The organism is Brevundimonas sp. TWP1-3 (genome assembly GCF_049896085.1).
Taxonomy (GTDB): Bacteria; Pseudomonadota; Alphaproteobacteria; order Caulobacterales; family Caulobacteraceae; genus Brevundimonas.
On the sequence record NZ_JAFCTP010000001.1, the window covers coordinates 646,709 to 670,490 of the forward strand.

The following is a 23,782-nucleotide window of genomic DNA, read 5'->3' on the forward strand; positions in this document are numbered from 1 at the left end:
GAGCGACGCGTTTTCAGCTCTTCCGTTGGTCCGAGTTAGGTTCAGCTGGCAGGCCCCAAGGTTCGAAGGCGGGCAGGTTCACGTCAGTGGGTTGCGGGACACTTGGGCGCTGATTGACACTGGCGCGGACTACAGCGTCCTCTCCATGCAGTTCGCCCAAGGGTGTGGACCCGCTGTCCAGTCATTTAATCACACCGCTCTTGGCACCGTGGAGCGGGTCACCACCCACGAAGTGACGCTGTTTTTCCCACCTGCCGACATCTTCATACGAGCTGGCGTACTGCTCTCAAACGCGATCACGCCGAGTTCAGTTTTTCAGATGATCCTCGGACGACACTTCCTGAAATCTACTCGCTTCATTTATGACGGCCCCTTGGGGATCAAAGAGATCAGCTTCATCTCTCAAGATGAACTCAATGCCTTGGGCGTGAAGTGAGATGTTACCCTGAACGACAGGCGATATGATCCCGACGCGAGATGCTGTGGCGAATGACATGGCAGTCTCCGGATTGTGTGGGTGGGATGCGAACGGCGTTCGCATGTGCTTAGGTCGCCGCCATGCCGATGAAGCCTGACAACGGAAGCCCGCTATGGGGCGCGCCTGAACGAAGTGGTCGGGCAAGGTGCGGGTGATCGCCCTGGTCGTCGCCAGCCTCGCCGCTTGGGCGGTCGTTGCAGGCGGCGTCTATCTGATCACGCGATGGGCTCCCGGCTGAGACGAACCGGGCTCGTCAGACGGCGCCGGCGCTGTTCGTTAGGATGAAGCCGGCGATCCCTGCGATGACGGCTATGGCGCCGCTCAGGACCAGAAGACGAAGCCCGCGCTTGCCGTCGTCTTCGGGCGGCGCGCCATCGCCGACAGCAGCGGGCGGCAGCATGAAGGCGGCGCGGCGGGACAGGCCGTCCATGCCCAGCAGGACCAATAGCTGAATGAACTGATGACTCCACGGCGGCGGCTCCCGCTCACCCATGACATGGTCGAGATAGGCCAGGGCGGACACGATGATCACCGTCCCGACCAGCGGCAGGCCGATGCTCATGTGCTGGACCTGTAGCGCCTTGCCGGGGAACAGGACCATGCAGCCGTATCCGAACAGGATCACGGCCGCGACGAAGTGCAGGCATCGCCAGAGCATCGAGGCCGAGGCCTTCGTCTCATAAGTCTTTCCGAGCAGCCGGCAGATTTCCAGCAGGCATGCGCCGGCCGAGACGAAGGTGATGCCCGTATAGAGCACCATCAGCACGTGAGCGTTCATCGCTGAGGCTCCTGGTTGAAGACGGCCCGCACCACGCGGGTCAGGGTGTCGAAGAGGGCGCGCGGATCATTCGCCACCATCCAGCCCAGCGACAGGGCAACACCGCGCATGTCGAGGACCGGCACGACGGCGAGGATTACGCCTTGGGTCAGGGCCTCGGCGACGATGGGGCCGGCGACTATGCCGAGGCCCAGGTGCAACCAGGCGCGCCGCTGGGCGACCGGGTTGCCCGCCTTGGCGGAATAGGCCGTCACCAGCCCCACAGCGCCCGACAGCAGGCCGCCGCACAGGCCCCAGAACGCGGGGATTTCGCGCGGGTCAATCATATCCGCCCCTCCGATAGTCAGGCCGTGGTGGAACAGCCGTTGGGCGGCTTGGGGAACCCGTCAGTTCCATGGAGCGCTTGCACCCCATGGAACTTATCTGGCTTTTCATTGGCGCCGTCGTCTTGGCTGGCGCTCTGTTCGCGGTGTCAGGCAGCTTCGAGAGCTGGCGAAAGCCTCGCGAGATCACCGACAGGGACGCCGACGGCGAACCGGACGAGCCGAACGGGCCTGCCAAAGACCTCTAGGCTTCGGCGGGCGCCGGGGTGACCGGGACGGCCTCGGGATCAGCGGGCGGGGGCGCGGGCTGCAAGCTCGCCACCCGCTTCTGGGCCACCGCCAGCGTGTTTTCCCAAACCGTAAAGATGCGCTGCAGCATCTGTTTCGTGCCTTCTTCGCCAGTCGAGCCGGCAGGGCGCGCCAGGTCGTCTGCGCTGGCGTCCACAGCGGCCTTGAGCGCAGCCAAAAACGCCTGACACTTGGGTCCGGTCAGAACGTCCAAAGCCGCCTGGGCGGACGGCAGGCGCGCAGCTTTCACCAGAGCGGCGGCTTCGGCCATCATGGCCTCGGCAAGCGCGACTTTTTCAGCATCGGTTTTTTCAGTGGGCATGACTCAGTCCTCCCCGCGCGGCTTGGCGGGCGATTGTGGACCGCGCGGGCGAACAGCGCCCGACGGCTTGGGTTTCCGGGTGAAGGCGTAGATGGCGACGCTGACGACAGCGGCGACGAACAGGACAGCGAGGATCGCTTCCATGGCAGGCTCCTTTGGGTTGATGATCAGACGTTGTCGGAGAACTCGACGTTGACGTAGACGAGGTCCACGTCCCCGCCCTTGGCCACCAGTCCGACGAACAGGGCGGTCTTTGTCTGACCGGCCGCCAGCGTCGTGTTGAACACGGGCGTGAAGCCGGTCGTGGGGTAGCTGATCGAAGCGTCACCAGAGACGCGGGACCAGTTGCAGGTCGCTCCCGATGTGCCGGTGTAGCAGGTGACGATCACGTCATTCAGCGCGGTGCTGATCGATCCGGCCCCCGTCCGCGACCGGGTGATCTGCGTCGGCGTCACCTTGGCCCAGAACGACGGCAGGGGTGTGGGGCCGTAGGCGGCGGACTGATCGACCCAGAACCCGGCGTTGGCCTTCGTCATGGAGCCGAGGGCGATGCTGCTGGGGCCGACCCACTCGACCAGATTGTCTGACCCGAACGGTGCGCCCCAGGCCATCACCTTGCGGGTCGTGCCCCAGACCGTCTGGATCGTGTCGCTGGCATTGTCGAAGACGGTGTTGTCGCCGAAGTAGATTTGCTCGGCGTCCAGGGCGATGAAGTTGCCGAAGGCGGAGGATTGCAGGCCGATCCGGGTCGGCTTCCCGCCCGCCGCGTCTGCGATCTTGTACCAACTGGCCAAAGCATTCTGGTTCTCCAGATCGAGAATGGCCAGCGACTGGTCGGTGAGCGAAGCGGACATCGACGCCGCCGAAGCGTCGTCGGTCCACGGCGTGCAGACCATGCCGCGTTCCAGCTTGATCCGACGCCACCCGGCCGCGCCCCCAGCGCCGAACGTCGCGGCGGCGTCGATCTGCAACCTGACCTGCACGGCGCTGACGGGGGCGAGGAAGCCCTCGCTCTTGCGCAGCGCCCAGTCACCGGCCGGATACTCTACCGACTGCGGCGACCCGACCTGAGACCCGCCAGCGTCGAGGTAGAAGGCAAGCGCCCGAACCGTTCCGCTGATGGTGTCTGCGGCTGCAAGCTCGGCTTGCAGCGAATAACGCTCGCCGCCGTTGATCGGGAATGCGGGCGATATGGCGCCGAAGTTTTCCCCGACGGCGTTGGGCGCCGCCGCCACGAACTGCGGACCGTCGGCAGTAACCGGATATGCTTCGACCGATCGCAAACCGAAGCGCGTCAAGCCCTTCATGCCCTGCGCGCCCGAGCTGTTGCTGACGATGTTGGCGCGCGGGTTTTGCCGAACCGACAACTGGTTCACCGCTTCGGCGCGGATCTGGGCCTCGGTTGCGAGGGCGTTCTCCAGATCGATGATCTCGGCTTCGGCATTGGTCGTTCTTGCCGTCAGGGCGTTGACGGTCTCCACGCTGGCCTTGTTGTTCTCCAGATCCAGATCGACGGATTTCAGGTTCTGGATCTGGCCCAGCAGCGACGGCGCCCCGTCTCGCCCCGCCGTGACCTCGGCCTTCAGCGTGTTGTATTCGCTCAGCGCGACCTTGCCGTTTTCCAGATCGACCAGAGCCAGGGCCTGCGTCGCATTGACCGCCTCGACCCCGTCGATCCGTGCGACCTGCGCATCCAGCGATTCCACGCTGGCCTTGTTGTTCTCCAGATCCAGATCGACGGATTTCAGGTTCTGGATCTGGCCCAGCAGCGACGGCGCCCCGTCTCGCCCCGCCGTGACCTCGGCCTTCAGCGTATTGTATTCGCTCAGCGCGACCTTGCCGTTTTCCAGATCGACCAGAGCCAGGGCCTGCGTCGCATTGACCGCCTCGACCCCGTCGATCCGCGCGACCTGCGCATCCAGCGATTCCACGCTGGCCTTGTTGTTCTCTAGATCCAGATCGACGGATTTCAGGCTCTGGATTTGGCCCAGCAGCGACGGCGCCTCACCCCGCGCCGACGTGACCTCGCCCTTCAGCGTATTGTATTCGCTCAGCGCGACCTTGCCGTTTTCCAGATCGACCAGGGCCAAGGCCTGCGTCGCATTGACGGCCTCGACCCCGTCGATCCGCGCCACCTGCGCGTTCAACGACGCCACGCTGGCCTTGTTGTCCTCCAGTTCAGCCGTCAGTTCGACGAGCTGGTTAGCCTTGTCGTCCACCCCGCCGATCGCATTGATGAGGTTCTGGTCGGCGATCTCCAGCTCGGCCGTCAGTTCGACCAGCTGGTTCGCCTTGGCGTCCACCCCCGTGATCGCGTTGATGAGGTTCTGGTCCGAGACCTCCAGCTCGGCCGTCAGTTCGACGAGCTGGTTAGCCTTGGCGTCCACCCCGGTGATCGCATTGACCAGGTTCTGGTCGGCGGCGTCGAGATCGGCGCGGGTCTGATCGATCCGCCCCGACACATCCAGGATGTCGCCGAACGCCGCCGCGATGTCCGCCTTGATCTGAGACAGGCCGGGGGCGTTGGGCGACACATCGGCGACGAGGGGCGGCGCCGTGAACGGCCCGAGCACGCGTCGAACGCTGGGCGCAGCGGCCTGCGCCGTCCAATAGGTGATGGCGATCCAGCACTGAGCGCCGGGTTGCATCCCAAGGATCGGCGCACGGACAACCCCCTGGACTGGCGCGCCGTCGAAGGCGGCATCCCAGGGACCGTTGGTCGAGGCGCCGTACTCCACCGTCACGCGACGGGGATTGATCGACCCCACCAGGCCGATGACCAGGAACCCGGACTGGCGTGAGCCATCCGGCGCTTCCGTCAGTTCCGTCACGCTCCAGTCGCCGGCCGGCGGCTGTTGGATAGCCGCCTCTTGCACCGTGATCTGGAGCGCCGGCGACGCGCGGCCGTCGGCCGTCACGGCGACGATTTGCACCTGGGCGCTGGTGACGTTCGTGCTCTCGGCCGGCAACTCGCGCAGGGGAGGGGTCACCGCCGTCATGGCGTTGGCGGGAAGGTCGGGCAGTTGCAGCCACGTAGACGCCTGACCCGCCGCCGGCGTCTGGCGCCAGCGGACGGTGAAGCCGGTGATCGGCGACCCGCGCCAGGGCGGCATGGAGAAACCGATCCGCACACCTTCCTCGTTCACCTGCCAGCCGAGCAGGGTCGGCATGGGCGGGTCCATGGCGCGGTCGCGGGTCAGGCGGCTTTGCAGCGGCGGGATCGGCCCGGTCTCGCCGGCCATCAGCAGCGGCGCGACGTAGCGGATGCCCACCATGTTGGCCGTCAGGTCCGTGCCCGGCGTGATCCCGATGATCTCGACGTCCTCGCTGATCCGCTCAGGCTCGCCGAAGGCCACCAAATCGCCGCCGCGCGGGGAAACGTTGGCGTTGCGCAGGTCCGCGAACAGGATCGAGCGGGTCACGACATCGCCCGTCGTCGCCGTATTGACGATCGGCACGCCGGTGATGACCTGATCGGGCAGGCGAAGGTCGAGGGCGTAGGTTTTTCCCGGCTCCATCCGCACCGGCTGGCTCAATCTCAGGCCGGACACCAAAGCGCCGGACCACAGGCGGTTGCGCACCGTGGCGTTGGCCGTCCCCACGCGGTCCCAGGCCAGGCGCACGCGGTCGCCGTAGCGGCAGACGATATGCCCGATATCCGTGGACCAGCTATCCACCCGGCGCTGATGCATGCGGGCGCCGAGGTTCCAGCGCCCGTCGCGATAGGCGCGCTCGATCGTCTGCTGGCCTTCCAGCCGCAGGGCCTCGACCAGCGTCGCCGGCAGGATGTTGTTGGCGGGATCGGCCGTCTCGCCATAGCCGTCGGCATAGACGTAGATCTCGTCCGCCTCGCCGCCTTGATCGATGTTCTGAAACTCGACGCGCAGGGCGTGGACCGTGTCGGGATAGACGATTTCCCAGCGGTGATCCTTCAGGTTCGATCCGGCGAACAACTGACGCGGCGCGGGCTTCTCGACCCACGGCGCGGACACCAGCTGCGTCCCGTCCCAGAACAGGCTGGCGCGGCCGTTCATGCCCAGCAGCTGCATGACCGCATCCTGTTTGCGGTCCTCGGTCAGGTAGATGTGGGACTTCCAGTTATACTGGTCGCACAGCGCCGCCCAGGTCCGCAGGCCGACGTCGGCCTGCGGCTTCGTCAGTGGGATGGCGGGGGCAGGACCGGTCATCAGCCAGCGCGTGATCGCGGCCGGGTTCGACGTCGGCGCCGGCGTTCCCCACGCCGAGCCGTTCCAGGTCTCGCAGACGGGCGTGATCCGGCAGGTGAAGGGCGCGAGGTTGCCCTGGTTCAGCGCCGACGCGCGAACCGCGAACTCGATCAGCGACAGGGTCTCATCCAGCACCGGCTTGCGGAAAGCGATGGCGCGAATGGCCGTCCAGCCGATGTCGGTCTTGCGCTTGGCGTTGTCGTCTTCCAGCTTCGACCGCTTGACCTCGAACTCGTACCGGCCGAGCGGCAGAGCCAGTTCGCGCATGATGCGCCAAGGATCGCTGGAGGCGGACGACAGCGGAATCGTCAGGCCGTCCGCCCAAGCGCCCGATCCGGTCGGCACGCCGTTCTGGTCGATCGGCCGATAGCGGATTGTGACGGTCAGAGACGCGGCGATCTTGCGGCCGTCATCCTTCGCGAAATACAGGCCCTGCGGCATGAAGAAGTCGAACTCGAACCGCTCCCCCTCGGCCGAGGCCGCGCGGACGACAGCCGTCGATCCGCTGACGGTCGCCGCCAGCTCTTCCTGAAGGTCCAGCTGGTCGGTGTCGTTGGCCACGATCGAGAAGGCGCGGGGTCCGGGCGTCAAGTGATAGGCCACGCGCACGTCGCTGGCGCCCATGGAACTGACCAGGGTGTCGCCGATCTTCAGGTCTTCGGCCGTGCAGGGGCCGTAGTGCAGGCCGAGGATGCCGTAAATCCATTGATCCTCGCCCTGCGCCTGGGTGAAGGTCTTTACGGCCAGATCCGGCGCGACCACCACCTCGCCCAGCGCCATCGGCATGGACGCCCAGGGCCGATACTGGTTCGAGGCCGACGACAGGGCGTAGCGATCGTTCACCTTGGCGATGTTGGTCTCGGGCTTGAAGATGGCGGCGACCGCCATCTGTCCCGCCGTCAGGATCGCCGCCGCCGCGACCTGTTTGGCCAGCAAGGGCCAGGCCTTGAGGGGGCCGGTCGGGCCGCCGACCCACATGCTGACCGCGATGACCGCGATGGTCAGCAGGATCTGGCCGATGTCTTTCTTGCCGCCACCGCCGCCTAGCGGCTCGACCACGACATTGACGACCTGACCCTCGGCCAGCACCAGCGACAGCGCCTCTTCGCGATCGAGGCGTTCGCCGTCGACATAGACGTTGGTGCGCGGCAGGTCGTCGAGCTGCAGATGGCCGTGCGTGATCGCCGAAGCGAGCATGGTCCGCACCGTGCAGCCGGCCGGCGCCTCGACGTAGACCGTCGTGCGCGCGAACGGCTCCGGTGACAGCACAATAGGGACGCTGCCGTCAGCCATGGGGCCTCACAAGAAATAGGGCCGCGCCGTCAGGCGTGGCGGATGTCGGTGACGAAGGCCGGGACGAAGGCGCCCTTCAGCCTGTAGGCGGCGGCCGGATCATCGAGATCCAGCACCGCCGTTCCGACGCGGATGTCCGCGTGGAGGATCTTCGTCGGCGAAAGGATGAAGCCGACATGCCCGGCCGAGCCGAGCCAGGATAGAAGGGCGACCGCGCCGGCCTGAGGCGGAACCGGCCGCCAGGTCTGGGCCAGCCCCTCACCCAGCAGCCGCGCGCGCTCGCGCCGGCCGGACACGGCGATGATCGTCGAGGCGTAGAGGTCCAGATAGTCTGGCACGTCCACGCCGCACAGATGCTTAAGGCACCAGCGCGCGCAACCCCGGCAATCCCAACCGTCCAGGTCATCACCCCTCACCCGGAACGGCACGCCGATAAGCGCCGCGACCCGGCGCTCCAGATCCGCCGGCACGACCATCTCCATGGTCAGAACATGCCGGGCGTGGTCGAGGGCACGTACTTCGTCGCGCAGGCCGGCTCTTCGCTGAAGTCGCGCGGGCGGATCACGGCACTGACCCGCATGGCGTCGCCCTCGACGTTGGGCACCTTGGCCCCCAGGACGGCCTTCTCGACCACATCCGGGGCATCGACCCGGACAAGCGACAGATCGACCTCAGGCGGCGTCAAGGCGGCGTCGCAAGCCTCCTCAATCCGCTTGTCCACATTGCCGATCGTCAGCTTGCCCTTGCCGAACGGCTCATCCTTGCTGGCGCCGTGCCAGACCAGCTCGAAGGGATAGTGCGGATAGTCCACGCCATTGGACGTAATGCCCTCGGGCCAGTCCGTGACGGTGATCGGATCGGGATCCGCGTCGGATCGGATGACGATCAGCTGGGCGACAGGATCCTCTTCGCGACGCCAGGCCGCCTCGACCATGTCCTCGCTGACGGGGGTGGGCATCAGGCCGTCTCCATCCAGAGACCGACCTGCATCATGCAGGTCAGGCCGCGTTGCTCGACCATCATCGGCGCCCCGTCAGCGGCCCAGCTGGCGATGCACAGCCGATCGGTGTCCGGCTCAACGATCCAGAAGTCGGCCAGCCCCTCGCGCCAGAACTGTTCCAGGAAGGCGCGCTCCACGCCATCACAACGCACCTGACCCATGAACTTGCGCACGGGATCCAGAGCCGTGCGCCGTGACTTCGGCCGACCAGCGCCGGCCTGGTACTCGACACGCCCCGGCTGGACCTCGCCGCCGGCACCGGCGCGGAAGGGCCGCAGGATCACCGGCCAGGCGGCGAACGCCAGATCGCTGCTGCTGTGCTGACCCGGCGTCCATGCCAGCGGCAGCGTTCGCGCCGCTGAAACTTTCGCCACCATCGGCTTCAGTAGCAGGGCGGCGACAGTCTGGTTCGCGGCGGTCGAGACGGCCTCCACCCGCAACGTCGCCTTTGCGGCGCCCGCCGGCGCCATCTCGCGTTGCTGGACGCCATAGAAGCTGGCGCGGACGCCGGCGAGACCCAGGCCGTGGGTTGCTACCTCGGGCGGCCGAACGACCAGCGGCCGGGTTTCCAGCACCGTCCCTGCCGCATTGTAGAAGACGGCCCAGGCGCGCGGCGCGGCCGGCGCCTCGACCACGCCCAGCAGACCCAGAGCGCCGGCCGAGAACTCCACGACGTCACCGGCCGAGACCGCGACGCGATCGGCGGCGGCCGGCTCGACCGGCGCGGTCAGACCGATGGTCGCGGCCAGGCGCGAGGCCTTCAGCACGGCACGCCCCGGCGCACCCCGCAGGGTTTCGTCCACGGCCAGTGCGCCGCCGCCGACCGTGACCCAATGTTCGGCGCCCTGAAGGAAGCCCGCATTCCACAGACCATTCGCCATCAGCGTGTCTTCCCTCTTGGCGTCTGGTGGTGCGCTTTGGCCAGCGAGCCGTCCGACCCCATCTTACCGACAGCCTTTCGGACCATCGGTTCCAGCAGGACGTCGATCCCATCCGGCGTCTGGCGCGTCGTGGCCTGGAGTTTTTCGGAGCCGTTGTTCACGACGGTCACCGGCATGTTGAAGGTCGGCTGCATGACACCGCCGCCACCCCGGCCGCCGCCCGTCGTCGCGTCCCGCAGCATTCTCTCGGTCCGCTCGGTGTCGTAGATCCGCGCGCCCGCCGGCATGTCCATCAACTCGATGCCGTATTCGCCGACAGGCACCAGGCCGCGAGACGGGTTCAGGCCGCCGCGCGCCTTGCCCGCCTTAATCGGAACCTTGCCGGATCCGCCCAGGCCCACGGAGTCCATGATGTTGCTCATCAGGTTGCTGAGGAAGCCGCCGCCCCCGCCCGACTTGCCGCCCCCGAATAGGGCGTTGGTCAGGGGCTGGATGATCATCTGCTGGATCGCCACCTTTAGCAGCGCATCCTTGATCTGCCCCAAGGCGTCGATACCGGCACGGCCCATCCGGCTCAGCGCATCGCCCGCGCCCTCGGCATTCTTCCAGGCGTCCATCAGGCCCTTGTTCATGCCGTCCAGCGCGTCCAGCGCCTCACCCTGAAGCCACTCTTGCGACTGCGGCCCCGTCATCTGCGCCTCGCGCCAGGCCGCGAATGGTCCGGCGTTGTCACGTTGGACGCGGTCCGTCTGAGCAGCGTGAAGGTTCGGCAGGTTTTCCAAGGCCGCGACCAGACGGGCGCGGGCGGCCGGTTCCTTCTCGGCTTCAATGGCAGCTTCCAGATCCGCCTTTTGGCGCCGCTGCGCGATCTCAAGGATGCTCAGCTCGATCGCCCGCCGCTCATCCGAAGTTCGCGCTGTCGCGGATGCGAGGGAAAGGATCTCGGCCTGCATGTCGCTGTAGGCCTGCTCGGCCTGAAGCCGGGCCTCCTTCTCGGCCTTTGTCTGCTCTTCGATAATCCGGTTGTCCGCGAGAGCATCAGCCTCTGCGTTCATGTCGGCGATCTGACGGAGCAGCAGCTGACGCCGCTCATCCAGCGCACCCTTCCTTTCGAGATCCTTGCGCATCTCCTCGATCTTGTCGTCCCGCTCCTTGCGGTCCAAAGCGGCGAGACTCTTTGCAAGCTGGGCGCGGTCGGCCGGTGCCTCGCCAGACCAACGCTCCTGAGTGACATCGCGGCGGCTTGAGGTGACTTCACGATCAAGCTGCTCATACAGGCGCTCGATCTCTCGCTGTTTTCTCTCGGCCTCGGCCGCCGCTCGGCGCGCTGCGCCGCCGTCGCCCCCGCCACCACCACCCTTGGCGTCATGCCCCTGCAGCTGATAGCCGCCGCCGGAACCCAAGGCCGCTGCCGCGCGACCTTGCCGCATGAGCGCGGGATCATCCAAATCGACACCGGCTTCACCGGCGCTGATGCCAGGCGTCGGCAACGCCGAAGGATTCCGTCGGGCGCGGACCTGCTGAGCGACCACATATTCGGCAACACGCTGGATCGCCCCTGTGCCAGGCATGACGCGCGAAAGCGCCATGAAGTTCTGGATCCAGCCCGGCGTCCGCGCCTCGATCCGACTGAACTCCAAAGTCAGGTTTGACAGATAGGCGCCGGCATTCGCCATGGCGGTCGCGAGCGGTTCGACGGCGCCGTGCGCCAGCGTCTTGAGCTGCTGACCAGCCAGCTCAGCTTTGCGGTCAGCCTCGTCCAGCTTCTGGACTGTTTCGGCATCCAGGACGACGCCGAGTTCCTTTGAAGCCTCCAGCAGATCGCGCACGCCCTGTTCGCCCAAGCGCAAGGCCGGCAACGACGCCTCGATGCCGAAGGCGCGCGCCGCCGCCACTTGCTTGGATCGGTCGGAGATCTGACCCAGGCGGTCGGCCAGCATCAGCATCAGTTGATCTGCAGTCGTGATGCTGTCGAGATCGGCTTTGCTGATGCCAAGTTCCTGGAACCAAGGCTTCAGCTTCGCATCACCGATGCCCATCTTGAACTTACCGAGGACGCCGTTCAGCTTTTCGAGATCCGCCTCAAGCGCCTGGACGGGCACCCCGGCCTCATCCGCCACATAGCGCCATTGCTGAAGCGCCTCTGTGCCGACGCCGATGCGATCCGCCGCATCGGTCAGGTCAGCGGCGGCAGCCGTCGCCTGATTGGCGATCTGGATCGCAGCGGCGGCGCCAGCGGCCACAGCGGCGAAGCCCGCCGCCGCAGCCATCCCCCAGCCCCCAAAGGATTGCAGCACCGAGCCGACCGGACCGGCGCGCGAGGCGAAGCCGTCAAGGCCGCTACGCGCCTCCCGCATGCCCGTGTCCAGCGCCTTCATGCCGCCCGACGGCTGACGCAGCGCGCGGTCGAGATCGCGCGCCATGCGGTTGCCGGCCGGGCCGATGCTGGCCAGCTCGGCGCGCACCTGTTCCGCCCCCTTCAGCGAAAGCCGAAGGTTGATGCCGCCGCCATCCGCCATTGCGATCAGTCCTTGAGGTCAGCGTCAGCCTTGGCCTGCTCGGCCTCGGCTTCCAGGCGGCCGGCCTCGATCGCGCGGAAGGCGGCGAAGGCGGCGGCGAAGTCGAGCTGCTCGCGCCCGCCGGCGCATTGCGCCTCGAACACCAGCAGGGCGTCGCGGAAGTGCAGGCCCGTGACCACTCCCGACATGCCGGCGCGTTCCCACAGACCGCTGGCGCTGCTGACGATCTCCCAGGCCGCGATGCCTTCGGGGGTCAGGGGCGTACTTTTCAGGCGCGGGCAGATCTCGCCCTCGACCGATCCGCCCTTGGCGCAGGGATCGGACTCGTCCGCACAGGCCCGGCACCGCTCCGCTCCGCCGCTCCAGTGATCCTTGGCCAGGGCGCGAAGCCGCACGGTCTCGGCGCCCATGGGCCGACGGGGCTGATCGATCCAGGCCAGGAATGGCGACAGCAGGGGCGAACCCCCACCCGGCGGGCCGAAGACCAGCGCGTCATGGATGGCGGACGGATCAGCGAAGTCGAGTCTATCGCCACTCTTGGGATCGTCGATCCCCTCCCAATCCATCAGGCACAGCCGGGCATAGCGGCTCGCGGTCAGCAGGGAGCTATAGCCGACGATTTGGTCCAGGCTGAGGATGTGGTCGGCGCCGGCCATCTCATTGTCCAGCCCCAGCGCCTCCAGCTCGGCCCGGCCTTGATAGATGCGCGACATGGCCTGGGACACGTCCGAGGCCACCACCATCTTATCCGCGCCATCCGGGCGGCGCAGCAGCCATTTGACGCCCGGCGCCAGCGACACCCACTCAGGTTCGGTCGGCGACCAGGCGTCGTGTTTCGGCTGCATCAGGTGTAGCCCGGCGTGGTGTTGGTCAGGACCGCCGTGACCATGGAGGCGTTGGCGCCGATCTCGGCCCGGCCGCGCAGCGGCACGTCGATGCGGCCGGGGCCGCTGGTGCCGATGGCGACGCGGGCGAAGCGGACGTTGCGAATGGTAAGGACCAGTTTCAGGGTCGCCGACAGCGCCCATTCCAGATCGAAGTCCGACGCTTCCTGGATGAAGCCGCCGACAGGCACCTTGCCGAGGTCGCGCATGGCGGCGCCCTTGAAGCGGCCAGTGATGTTGATCGCCGCCGTTCGCCCTTCCAGCGCCACGTCATCGACGAACTTGGACCCGGCGTAGCTGTCTTCGCCTAGGACGTTGGCGATCGTGGCGTCACCCGAGATCACGGCGGCCAGTTGGGTGCCGCCGCGCTTGATCGTGCCGACGGCGCGCGGGACGCGGCTGTTGATGGTCGGGGTTTCCGGCGTGCCCGCAACTGATGCTCCGTACTGCTCCAGCGCCTCCCGCGCGAAGTAATCTGCGGTGACGCGGGTGTAGCCTCGGTCCGACCCGATCGGGAACTGGAGCGAGCGCGCCACAGCGCCGACGGCGCCGTCATACTGACCGGCCGCCAGACGCCGCTCGAAGGTGCGGCTTGGCACAACCGTCGTCGCACTGTCGAAGGTGTGGACATAGGGCGAGGCGCCCGACGTCGCCGGCACACCCAGCAGCTCGGTCAGGACAAAGCCGATCTGCGCCAGATCCAGCGGCCAGGCCACACGCAGCGAGGCCCGGTGGATGTCCGGGGCGGCCGGCCGGGCGTCGATCGAGTTGGCGAAGCCGCCGCCCATCAGCTCGTCGTCCTGCGGCTCTTCCTGCGGCGAGGGCGTCCAGTCGTAGAAGTGACGACGGAAGAAGGTCTGACCCGGCGCGACGGCCGGGGTGATGAGGGCCGTCTGAGAGGCGCTGTAGAGTTCGGCCAGACGGCCGCGCGGATCGTTCGAAGTCGTCATGGCGGAAGCTCCGGTTAGGGGAAGGTCAGGATGTCCAGAGGTGGACGAAGGGCTGGGCCAGCTCGACCTCGACGTCGGTGGCGACGCGCACGCTGTCGGTCGCCAGCAGCAATTTGGCGTCGTGATCGGAGACGCCGATCACCTGGCCGTGGACGAGGCGACGCTCGGGATCGTCCTGGATCACGGCCAGATGCTGAACAGCGGGGACAGGCGCGACGCCGCCCTTGCGGCCGTCGCCATCGTGGTCCAGCGGGCTGCGCTCGGGCGGCGGCGCGTCGTTTGCTGACGAACCGGGTTTGTCAGCGGCGGTATCGCCGATGGCTTTGGGCATCGAAGTCTCCTTCAGGAGGCCGCGTCGCGGCCGGTGTAGAGGATGCGGATCGGGATCAGGGCCGTGGCGGACGGCAGGGCGTTGACGAAGGCGACGTCGTCGTCACGGGCCGGGGGCAGCACCTCGGCGTAGACTTCGGCCTCGACGCCGAGGGTGCGGTCGCTGGCGATCAGATCCGCGATCAACCGCACACCTTCATCGCGGGCCAGCCGGCGCGCAGCGCGGAGTTGATCGGTCGTATCGCCAATGCCCGGCTTGGCCTGGACGGCGTAGGCGATGACGGGCGTGAATTCGAGTTCCTCACCCGCCTCGTCGATCTCGGCGCCCCGCACGAAGGCGAGGGTTTCCGGCGTCGCATCCTGGACCGCCAGGGCGTGCAGCAGTTCGCCGGCGATGGCGACGCCGCCCAGGCGTGGCTCCCAGCGCGTCGGCTCCGGTTCGTCCAGCTGCGCCGGCGGCAACGAGGAGTCGGTGGCGGTCAGCGCGACCAGGGCCTGGAGCAGGGCTTCGCGGTTGGTCATCAGCCGCCCTCTTTCTGATCGACGGCCAGTTCGCCCATCAGGGCGTGGACAAAGTCGCTGGGGAAATTCTTCATGATCTCGTCGAGCAGCGCCCGGCCCTTGATCCGCTTGCGCAGGGTCGCCGTCTTGGCGAGGGCGAACAGAGGTGTCGGCGGCTTGGACAGGCCCTTGGCCTTGCGTCCGGTCGGGGTCAGGGCGCGCTTGTCGGCGGCGACCAGGACGCCCGTCTGACGATCCGCCGCGATGATCGGGACCAGGTCCACGCCCATGGCGCGCGCCACCTGCTCGACGTAGGAATCATCCTTCTCGAACCGGCCCCAGGCGTTGCGCCCGATCAGGCCCTTTTTCTTTTGCTTCTGCAGGCGACGGACGATCGCCTTGGCCGGACCGAGGGGGATGGCCAGGAACTGGGCATTGCCGGCGACCTTGATGACGGTCGCCTCTTCGAACACCGAGATCAGCATGCCAGCGCGGGTGTAGATCCAGCCTGCGACGTCGAGGCTGTTCTTGTCGCGGGGATAGGCGTTGCCGCGCCAGGTGTTCGCGAGCGAGCGCGCGTTGTGGAAACCGCCTGCGATGATGTCCGCGCGCAGCCGGCCCTTGCCGGCCTCGACGACCCGGCTCATCGCCCGCCAGTAGGCGCCGTGCAGCGCCTTCAGCTGGTCGTCGATCGAGGCCTGAAGCTTTCCCTGAAGGGCAAGGCCCAGGTCGCCTTCTGACGCGCTCTCGACCGTTAGCTTTACGGCCGCTCCGCCTTGGCTTTGATGGCCGATGCGCGACGGCCGGGACGCGCTGCTATCCGCCGTCGCCAGCCCCCACGCCGACCGGCCTGACAAACTGGCCATCAGCGGCTAACGGGACAGAGCCAGTCGCGGCCGTTCTGTTGCGCGTCGCGCCACGGCTCGCCATGGACGACCGCCTGGACGCCGCCGACGATGAACAGGTCGCCGGACTGAGGCGACTGTCCCGGCCGGCGAACCTCGACCTCAGCGACCGAGATCCGCACGACATCGGCGAAGTCGATCACGGACATGCCGCCGATCGACCCCGCCTGTTCAACCCGATCGAACAGCGCCGCCACCGTCGTGTCGAAGGCACCTGGTCGAGACCAGATCGCCGCCGTGTCATCGCTGAGGTGCGCAAAAACGGCCGCATCGAGGGCGGCGAGATGTTGACCGAACATTCGCCGCCCTCCGTCTTAAGCCGAGGCCGCTGCGCTCAGCTTGACCAAGGTCGCCGGGCGACGCCACAGGGGCAGGGCGTTCATCTGCCCCGACCACTCAAGCCCACGACCGTGCTTCATGGGTTCTTCGCTCAGGTGGATCAGATCATCGTCCGACCCGCCGTCGGCCGGTTCGCCGTCCAGCTCGCGAATGTCGAGAGGCGGCGCGGCGTAGGTGACGTGGCTGTCCAGCGTGCCGTCGGGATAGGCGACGCCCGTGTCTCCAGGGAACGGAGTCCAGAGCGACTTGTCCGCCATCGGGATCTTGGCGTTGTATTCCCTGAAGAGCAGGCCGCCGTGCGCGAACTCACGAGGACGGTACTGGCCGTCGTCCGTGCGAACGATCGCGGCCAGCGCAAGGGCATTGACCGTATTGAGGTAGAGTTCGCGGACCGATTTGTGAGCGATCAGCTTGTTGAAGAAGCCAGGCGACACGCGGGCCACGACACCGTTCATGCTTTCGTCGTTGAGGTTCTGACCGATGATGTCGATCACCTCGCCGCACTTGGCGTTTACGTCCGCGTTGGCGTTGGCCAGATCGAAATAGACGATCTGCTGGACCACATTGAAGGCGGTGAAGAGGTCGTACACTTCGCCGCCTCCGCCATCGATGATCTTGCCCGACAAGGCGGAGACCCGCAGCAGTTCGAGCGTCAGATCGAACTTGCGGCGCAGTTTTTCGAGACGCTTGTTGACCAGGTTGACCAACGTTTCGGGTCGGCGCGTGCGCTGCGCCGCAGCCAACCAGTTGCGAATGTCGTTAGCCAGCACGCTGTCTTCATGGGTGATGTTCGGGATTTTGAAGATCAGCGACTGGCCCTTATCGCGGCGGGCGATCGTGGCGGGGCGACCTTCGTCCGTGATCGGGAGGGCGTAGATCGCGCCGCCTTCCGAAACGATCTCGATATAGGCAGAGGCCAGAGGCTCGATCGGGAACATGCCGTCGCGGGCCATTTGGCCGAACTGCGGCGGGAGGGTGTTGATGGACTGGGTCAGCTCCACCGTGGTGAAGGGCAGGCGCAGGCCCGCGTCCTGAGTGACGACGGTCGTCGACATAGGTGTATTTCCTTGGATTGCGGTCGCGGGCCGAAGCCTTCAGCGGACCGGTGAGTTCAGTTGGGATGAACGCCGGCCCGCTGGCGGGCCGAGAAGTCAGATGCCGGTCTTGGCCAGGATGCCGAGGCCGAGGAGGGTCGCCAGCGCTGCAGCCTTGTTGGCGTCGCTCACGCCGGCGGGCCAAGCGATGCTCTCGGCATGGATGATTGCGGGCCCACGACGAAGATACTTGATCTCGCCATCGACACCGTCAGCCGCTTGAGCGGGAAGAAGGCTGACACCGTAGGCGGTGTTGGCGCCGCCCGATCCCGCGAAGTCGATTTGCTGCAGCTTCTTGCTGGCGGTCACCTGCGAGATCACCGCGAACTGCGGCACGTCGCGGACACCGCCGGCGCCCGCCAAGAGAATGCCGTCCTCGGTCGTGAAGGTCGGGTTGACCTCCCAGTGGATTAGATCGCCGAGCGTCGTCGGCTGATTTGTTTTGATGACCTGCATGGCGGGTCTCCTTCATCGAAAACGCCGGAGCCGACCCGGCCAAAAGGCTGGAAGGCTCAGCGACCGCGAGCGGTGGCGGCAGCCCTTCGCCGCTGGGCATCGGCGACAAGTGCGCCGCCCAGACCCTGAGCTGATGCGCCCGGAGTGTCGGGCGTGAGCCGGCGCGCGCCGTTCATCGCCGCATCCAGACGGGAGACGCGCGGAGCGGCTCCGGCTGCGGATGCCGTCGCCTGGAACTGTTTCAGCGACATGCCGCTTTGGATCGCCGCCAGAGCCAGTTGAGGATGCGTCTTGGCCTCGGCAGACGCGGCGATCGCTTGCGACTCTTCCTGGTCATCGCCCGGCTCGTCGCCTTCTTCGCCACCCTCGTCGCCTTCCGAACCTTCGTTAGGTTCGGCCGCCTGTTCCTCGGCGTCCTCGTCGTCTTCGGGGGGTGCGCCTGTCGCTTCGGCGCGCGCAAGGTTCGCCTGCGCCAGCTTCAGCGCCCTTTTCGCGGACGCGACCTGCGCGGCGCGGGTCGGCTTGCCGCCCGCTTGGGTTCGTGTGGCCATTGGCCTCTCCTGTGGGGTGGAAGCCGACGCGCGCTGCCCAGGCGCGGCGGCGGAATGATCTTCCGCTGGGTCGGTTACGTGAGCGACGAGGGCGGCAAAGGCCGCTTCCTCGGTCGCAATCTCATCAACCAGTTGCATCGCCAGGCCCGATCGGCCGGCGTCTGTGTGGTCTGCCATGAAGGCGTCGGCGCGCATGGCGAGCATGGCGTCGTGGGTCAGAGCCGGCCGGCCCGCCGTGACATCCGAAAAGAACATCTCTCCGACGTGACTGATGTCCGCCTGCCAGGCTGCGCGTCCAGCCTCGCTTAGCGCCTTCCACCAGGCCCCCTCAGTCTTCACGCCGCCTTCTGGGAACTCAATCGAGGTGATGGCGATGCCGTCCTGCTCCAGCGCACCAGACCAGTCTTCGTGGACCATGACGGCACCGAGCGATCCGACGTATCCGACGCTGGGCGCGAGGATCCGATCCGCTTGGGCGGCGATCCAGTAGCCGGCGGAACAGGCCATGTCGGCGTAAACCCAGATCGGCTTGCCGCCTGCGCTCTCACGCGCCTCCCGCATGAACTGCGCAAGGGCAGGCAGGCCGCCGCCGACGACACCGCCCGGCGTGTCCAGCCTCAGGAAGACGCCCCGAACCCGCGCGTCGGCCAGAGCCTCACGCATGGCGAGGAGCAGCGTGTCATAGCCATGCCAGACCATGCCGCAGAACTCGTCGCCCCGCTCGACCAGTGGCGTATCGCAGCACATGAGCGCGACGCCATTTTTCAGCGACCAACAGAACCCGGTGTCTTCGACGTCGCCGACCCAACGCGGCGAATAGGCCAACTGCTGTTCCATCGGCACAGGCGGCGGGCCATCGTAATCGTCGTCATCCATCGCCTGGATGCGCCCGACCTTGCCGCCGTTCGCCAACCCGACCCGGCGAAGGAAAGCGCCGATGCGTGATGGCCGCTCGAACACGCGGGCATCGGCCCCGCGAACCCGGTTCGCCAGATCGCGTGCAGCATTTGGCGTAAGCAACAGGGGACGGCCCGCGTAGCGGGACGCCAGAAGCTGAACATCTTGCATGGTGTGTCCTCAGGCGCCCGAGCGCTGATCCAGATGGGCGGCGTGTTCCGCAGAGCGGGCGACGCCGCGAACGCGGGCCAAGGCCCCAGGACGGGCGTCACGCGCCTGTTCCTGCTCAGCGTCAGTTTGCAACGGTGAAGCGCCGCCAAGGCCGGCGGCGATGTCTAGGCCGAGTTCGGCGAGGCGATCACGTTCTCGCGCGCGCTGGTCCAGCACCTCTTCCCAGTCCTTGCCCTGGTCCGCGCACTCATCTTCCAGAGTCGAGACGCCCGCCTCGATCCGGGCCGCCGCAGCGTCGATTTCTTTGGTCGGATCGACGTAGCCGCGTCCGGGGCCGATCCATTTCGCCTCAGCGTAGGCGTCGATGGCGTCGTAGAAATCTGGCGCACCAGCGGGAACCGTCAGATAGCCCCGGTCGAATGCCTCCTCCAGAAAGGCGACGTAGTACGGCCGCACGATTTGCGCCTCAAGAACCGACGATAGCGACTGTGTCGCAGCCCAGGCATGGACCATGGCGGCGCGAGCCGAAGAATAGTTCGTCTGGCTGTAATCCATCGACAGTTCTTCGTAGGTCACGTCCAGCGACGCCGCGATGAGGCGGATGTTGGCCCTCACGAAGGCGTCAAAACTCGCGACATCGCGCGAGGCGGTCTGCATTTCGATCTCGTCGCCGAACGGCAAGACGGGCATGCGCGCGCCGCCAGAAAGCGACACCGGATTGTCCTCGTAGAAGCCCTCTCGCGAGGTCTCGAAACCTTTCAAATCATCGACGGCCAGGTATTCGCTGACCGCTTCCGGTCCGGCGCTGGATTTAACAAACGCCACCATCAGGGCGTTGATCGTCGCAGCCTGAAGCGTCGCATCTGCGAACTTCGACAACGACCGGAAACTTTTCAGTGCCGCAGCGAAGCGAGAAACGCCGCGTGTCTGCTCAGCGCGCTGCGGATCGAAGGCATGCAGTACCTGCGGACGCCCCCAGGCTGTGAAGCGATCGTAACCGGTCCAGGTGTAACGCTGGCCGTCCACGCCCAGGTCGGCAGGATGACGCTCCCTAAAGAAATAGCGGATCGGCACGCCCACACCATTGCGCTCGATGCCGCCGCGCAGGAAGCGATCGTCCATCCGTCCCATGGGATTGGACAGCCGGTCAGGATCAACCAGGCGCAGACGTGTGGCGTACCGGGTGCCTTCGTCGGGCGCCCATTCGATGAGAGCCGGGCCATCGCCATCGACCATCAGATGCGCCGTCGTGACGCGCAGCAGCTGCCCGAAGTTAAGTCGCCGCTCCGCATCCATCTCAAAAGCATGGCCATAGGCGTGAGACCTGAACTCGATCTCCATCTGAGAACCCAAGTCACGAGCGACGGCCGGATCGATGCCGAGCGCACGCGCATTTGGCCGGGCCGACAAACGCCAGCCACGCCCAATGGCCGAGTTCTGACGACGCGAGACCGCCGATGCGCCGACGGGATCGTTTCGCACGATGTCCCGAGCGCGGGCGACTGACGGGTTGCGGTTCGGGATCCATTCAAGATCGGCCGAGCGGATTTGTGCGAACCAATCAGCCATGACCGGTCCACGCGTACCGCCCGAGTCGTAGGCTGACGTGAAGTCGAAGCCGCCGGCGAGCGCCTGGACGCGACGCTGCGGCGCCGAACTGATGGGGCGCCCCGAGGCGTCGAGCAATGTCATGCAGACGCTCCTACAAGCGGAAGCCGATGGCGCCGCCACGGCGGCGACCCGCGCGACGCTCCAGGCCAGATATGATCTCTTCAAGTTTCGGCAGGCTGGCCTGGCTGTATTCGACCGAGCGCCCATTGGACGTGATCTTCGCGACGTTCTCGCCGGAGATCAGACGCATTCTGACGATGCGAAGGCGGCCCAACTCGGCTTGTTCTTCAATCGATAGAGCCATCACAGCTTCCTTCGGCTTGAATGCCAGGCGTTTTTAGTCGGTCCGGGGTTCGAGGCCGGTTCAGCCGGCGTCACCATCGGGATCTCGACCGCGTCGAACAGGGGCAACACCGATTCCGGTCGCTCCGCTCGCGCCTCAAAAAGCGCACGCCATTCGTCTTCTGTCCGGGTATAGGCGCCCCGCGACCAGAACATCCCGCGCGCATAGATCGCGTTGTCGAGACGCTCGTTAGACCGGCCCGGAAGCTTGTCCCAGTGACCCACCGCGCCAGCACGCTGCGTGGTCGGCTTGCGATAGACTTCTGCGGTGTACTGCTTGAAGTCCTCTAGCGTGGCGTCGGCCGGGTTATACAGGCCGCCCGGCAACCGTTCTTTCTCCGCTTCGAGACTGGTCTGAAGCATCGAGTAGATATCCAGCTTCAGACCATGGCCACCAATCAGATGCGGCTCGATCGTAAGTGTGGAGCCATCCTTCAGGCGCAAAACCCGACGCTTGCCCTTCCTTAGCGGCACCTCGTCGGGATTGGAGGATCCCTTGACCGCGACAACGTTCGGCCGAGCGCGGACGAAGCGATATACCCGCTCGGTCGTGCCCTTTTTGCCACCCAGATCGACGCCGACCATGTCCCAGCCCAGCGGAATGGTGACCTCACCAGGATAGCGGCGGCCGACGACCTCCGCCAAACTGGCCCACGCCTCCGCCGTCAGAGGATCGTGCTCAATCACCCCCCAATCGAAGCGAGCCATTGAGAGATCCGGCCCCATCGCATAGCCATCCCACTCGATCCGATCGCCCTGGTTATCGACGGCCAGCACCAGTTCGCACGCCCAGGCCGGTACGACGCCGCGCTGGACGAAGCGGCCTCGGGCTTCAAACAACTTCTGCTCGTCAGGGGCGTCCGTCGCAGGATCCCAAGCCCTGCCCAGCTTCTGTTGCCAGAAGACCTTGAGGTCAGCGTCATCCTTTGAGGCTTCGACATATTCTCCCCACAGCACGCTCCAGGACTTGAACGGAGAGTAGGCCTGCCAAAGGTGGAAGCTTGGATCGCGACCTTCGGAGCTACGAGCGCGCCATCGTGCGATCTGATCGGCGGGGAAATGCAGGGGCGGAGCCGGGTTTGCCGGATCCTCAGATGTGTAGGTCTTGATCCACCGGCCCCCGGCCAGCATCGCCGGCTTGTGGATCTCGTCAATGTCTGAACCGCACGCCAGGCACCCGTAGGCGACGCGGGGATTTTCGGCCGTTGGTGCCTGCAATTGTTCGAAGACGAGCTGCTGAGCGTCCCCGCAATGCGGACAGTCCACGTAGTAGATGCGGTGATCGCCGGCATGCAGCATCTTCGTGATGCGGCACCCCGGCAGTTCCTTGGGCGTCGATGTGTACAACGCCTTGAAATCGTCGTGCCCATCTCCACGCGTCTCGGCCTGTTTTATAGGGTCGCCGCGTCCACCCGTGTCTAGGGGGAACTCCGATACCTCGTCGCAAGCGAGACGTTTAACCGAGCGTCCCTGAAGACCTTTCGACGACATGGCCGTCGTGACCATAAGGAAGCCGCCGCGAAAGGCCTTGAAGTTGGTCGTCGATCCAGCACGCGACCGCTCGACCCGCTCGAACACGCGACGTTTAAGCGCCGGCGTTGCGTCGAGCGTCGGTTGCCACTTCGTCGAATTCCAGTTCCGAAGCTCATCCAGGCTCGGCAGCACCAGCATCATGGGCGCCGGGTCGTCGCAGATCGTCTGGCCAGCCCAGTTCAGGAACAACTCTGATTTTATCAGCTGGGCGCCGGCGCTGACGATCACTCGCCGGGCCGGATAGTCGTTGTCCAAACACTCCATCATCTCCACGCCGTAAGGCGTAGTGGCGTTCATCCATTTGCCAGGCCGGGACGATCCCGATTCCGCAGCGACCCAGCGGTCCTGGTCAGCCCATTCCGCCACGCGTCGGCTGGGCGCTGGCTTTGCAGCCGCTGCGATCGCACCAAAGATAACGGCGGCGGCCGAGGCCAGTCCAAAGCGGCTCATGCCGCGACGCCCTCGGCCTCCGGGCGAACCGGGTTTGTTTCGACATCAGCGACACCCTCGTCGAACGCCAGAACCGCCATCGCTCTCGCAAATCGACCAAGTGCTCTTTCGTCGCGCGTGTTGAGTTCGCGAGCCAGAGCGGTCGCTCGTTCCGCTGGGATGCCGAACTTGGCGCAGATCTGATCGGCATCCTCCCGCCGCCCGGCGGCCATCGTCTCCCGCAGGGCCTGGACGGCCTCATCTGCCTTCGCCTCGACGTCGGCCGTTTCCAGCAGTTCGCCTTTGCGTTGGGCCAACTCCAACTCAGCCAGTTCCGCGCGGGCTTCGTCGTGCCGCGCTTTACCTGAGAGCGCCTTTGCCGGCGCGCCAGGCGCGCCAGACGTGGCAGAACGAGGCGCCGACGTCGACCGACCGCTCCACATGGCCAAAGCGCGCTGACGTTTCGTTTCGTCTAGGCGACCCTCAAGACGCGCGAGACTTTCTTCAACGTCAACGTCAGCGCCGTCCAGCAGGACGGTGCCGTCTGAAACATACTTGCCGACTTGCTGTTTGGAGACGCCGATCAACGCGGCGAACTGGGATCGCCTCATGCGTCAACCACCCCGTCAACCGTCAACCGTTTTTGTAAACCGGTTCACTAAAAAGATTACACGCCCAGCC

General features: G+C 66.2%; 23 protein-coding genes. 1 reads left to right on the forward strand and 22 read right to left on the reverse strand.

All coding sequences use genetic code 11. From position 1 onward, the window contains the following. Positions 1-145 precede the first annotated feature (145 nt). Entirely contained in the window at positions 146-436 is a 291-nt protein-coding gene (locus ACP693_RS03200) for a hypothetical protein (RefSeq protein ID WP_426019065.1), read from the forward strand. A gap of 295 nt (positions 437-731) precedes the next feature. Here the strand turns inward: ACP693_RS03200 and ACP693_RS03205 are convergent, their stop codons facing one another. The 22 genes from ACP693_RS03205 to ACP693_RS03310 form a co-directional block, all read right to left on the reverse strand. Continuing rightward, on the reverse strand, positions 732-1,256 hold the full coding sequence (locus tag ACP693_RS03205; protein WP_426019062.1) for a hypothetical protein: 525 nt from the start codon (positions 1,254-1,256) through the stop codon (positions 732-734). Beyond that, positions 1,253-1,582, reverse strand: coding sequence for a hypothetical protein (locus ACP693_RS03210; RefSeq protein WP_409733565.1), 330 nt, complete (start codon positions 1,580-1,582; stop codon positions 1,253-1,255). Before ACP693_RS03210 ends, ACP693_RS03205 begins: the two co-directional genes overlap by 4 nt. A 241-nt stretch (positions 1,583-1,823) precedes the next feature. Continuing rightward, positions 1,824-2,189, reverse strand: a complete 366-nt coding sequence (locus tag ACP693_RS03215; RefSeq protein ID WP_426019059.1) for a hypothetical protein — start codon at positions 2,187-2,189, stop codon at positions 1,824-1,826. A gap of 3 nt (positions 2,190-2,192) precedes the next feature. Continuing rightward, positions 2,193-2,333, reverse strand: coding sequence for a hypothetical protein (locus ACP693_RS03220; RefSeq protein WP_426019056.1), 141 nt, complete (start codon positions 2,331-2,333; stop codon positions 2,193-2,195). A 23-nt stretch (positions 2,334-2,356) separates the two neighbouring features. Beyond that, positions 2,357-7,708 (reverse strand): TipJ family phage tail tip protein, encoded by a 5,352-nt coding sequence (gpJ, locus tag ACP693_RS03225; protein ID WP_426029306.1) that lies wholly within the window; start codon positions 7,706-7,708, stop codon positions 2,357-2,359. 29 nt (positions 7,709-7,737) lie between these two features. Further along, positions 7,738-8,190: a hypothetical protein gene (locus ACP693_RS03230; RefSeq protein WP_426019050.1), complete on the reverse strand. Its 453-nt coding sequence runs from the start codon at positions 8,188-8,190 to the stop codon at positions 7,738-7,740. Between the two features lie 2 nt (positions 8,191-8,192). Continuing rightward, a complete protein-coding gene (locus tag ACP693_RS03235; protein WP_426019047.1) occupies positions 8,193-8,666 on the reverse strand; it encodes a hypothetical protein in 474 nt (157 codons plus the stop codon). After that, positions 8,666-9,589 carry a hypothetical protein gene (locus ACP693_RS03240; RefSeq protein ID WP_426019044.1) on the reverse strand — a complete coding sequence of 308 codons (924 nt, stop codon included), beginning with the start codon at positions 9,587-9,589 and terminating at the stop codon, positions 8,666-8,668. The genes ACP693_RS03235 and ACP693_RS03240 overlap by 1 nt, the downstream gene beginning before the upstream one ends. Continuing rightward, positions 9,589-12,108: a hypothetical protein gene (locus ACP693_RS03245; protein ID WP_426019041.1), complete on the reverse strand. Its 2,520-nt coding sequence runs from the start codon at positions 12,106-12,108 to the stop codon at positions 9,589-9,591. Before ACP693_RS03245 ends, ACP693_RS03240 begins: the two co-directional genes overlap by 1 nt. Positions 12,109-12,113: 5 nt before the next feature. Continuing rightward, positions 12,114-12,953: a hypothetical protein gene (locus ACP693_RS03250; protein WP_426019038.1), complete on the reverse strand. Its 840-nt coding sequence runs from the start codon at positions 12,951-12,953 to the stop codon at positions 12,114-12,116. Next, the gene (locus ACP693_RS03255) at positions 12,953-13,942 is read right to left on the reverse strand and encodes a phage tail tube protein (RefSeq protein ID WP_426019036.1); all 990 of its coding nucleotides are present in this window, start codon (positions 13,940-13,942) and stop codon (positions 12,953-12,955) included. The genes ACP693_RS03250 and ACP693_RS03255 overlap by 1 nt, the downstream gene beginning before the upstream one ends. Positions 13,943-13,967: 25 nt before the next feature. Beyond that, a complete protein-coding gene (locus tag ACP693_RS03260; protein ID WP_426019033.1) occupies positions 13,968-14,273 on the reverse strand; it encodes a hypothetical protein in 306 nt (101 codons plus the stop codon). Positions 14,274-14,284: 11 nt separating this feature from the next. Continuing rightward, positions 14,285-14,794: a hypothetical protein gene (locus tag ACP693_RS03265; protein WP_426019030.1), complete on the reverse strand. Its 510-nt coding sequence runs from the start codon at positions 14,792-14,794 to the stop codon at positions 14,285-14,287. Beyond that, positions 14,794-15,639, reverse strand: coding sequence for a DUF6441 family protein (locus tag ACP693_RS03270; protein ID WP_426019027.1), 846 nt, complete (start codon positions 15,637-15,639; stop codon positions 14,794-14,796). Before ACP693_RS03270 ends, ACP693_RS03265 begins: the two co-directional genes overlap by 1 nt. Further along, positions 15,639-15,977 carry a head-tail joining protein gene (locus ACP693_RS03275; RefSeq protein WP_426019025.1) on the reverse strand — a complete coding sequence of 113 codons (339 nt, stop codon included), beginning with the start codon at positions 15,975-15,977 and terminating at the stop codon, positions 15,639-15,641. Before ACP693_RS03275 ends, ACP693_RS03270 begins: the two co-directional genes overlap by 1 nt. Positions 15,978-15,992: 15 nt before the next feature. Beyond that, the gene (locus ACP693_RS03280) at positions 15,993-17,072 is read right to left on the reverse strand and encodes a major capsid protein (RefSeq protein ID WP_426019022.1); all 1,080 of its coding nucleotides are present in this window, start codon (positions 17,070-17,072) and stop codon (positions 15,993-15,995) included. Between the two features lie 96 nt (positions 17,073-17,168). Then, positions 17,169-17,567, reverse strand: a complete 399-nt coding sequence (locus tag ACP693_RS03285) for a head decoration protein (protein ID WP_426019020.1) — start codon at positions 17,565-17,567, stop codon at positions 17,169-17,171. Positions 17,568-17,623: 56 nt separating this feature from the next. After that, entirely contained in the window at positions 17,624-19,186 is a 1,563-nt protein-coding gene (locus ACP693_RS03290; protein ID WP_426019017.1) for a S49 family peptidase, read from the reverse strand. Between the two features lie 9 nt (positions 19,187-19,195). Next, a complete protein-coding gene (locus tag ACP693_RS03295; protein WP_426019014.1) occupies positions 19,196-20,878 on the reverse strand; it encodes a phage portal protein in 1,683 nt (560 codons plus the stop codon). A 10-nt stretch (positions 20,879-20,888) separates the two neighbouring features. Next, a complete protein-coding gene (gene gpW, locus ACP693_RS03300; RefSeq protein ID WP_426019012.1) occupies positions 20,889-21,101 on the reverse strand; it encodes a gpW family head-tail joining protein in 213 nt (70 codons plus the stop codon). After that, the gene (locus tag ACP693_RS03305) at positions 21,101-23,122 is read right to left on the reverse strand and encodes a terminase gpA endonuclease subunit (protein WP_426019009.1); all 2,022 of its coding nucleotides are present in this window, start codon (positions 23,120-23,122) and stop codon (positions 21,101-21,103) included. Before ACP693_RS03305 ends, gpW begins: the two co-directional genes overlap by 1 nt. Next, on the reverse strand, positions 23,119-23,712 hold the full coding sequence (locus ACP693_RS03310) for a hypothetical protein (RefSeq protein WP_426019006.1): 594 nt from the start codon (positions 23,710-23,712) through the stop codon (positions 23,119-23,121). Before ACP693_RS03310 ends, ACP693_RS03305 begins: the two co-directional genes overlap by 4 nt. Positions 23,713-23,782 lie beyond the last annotated feature (70 nt).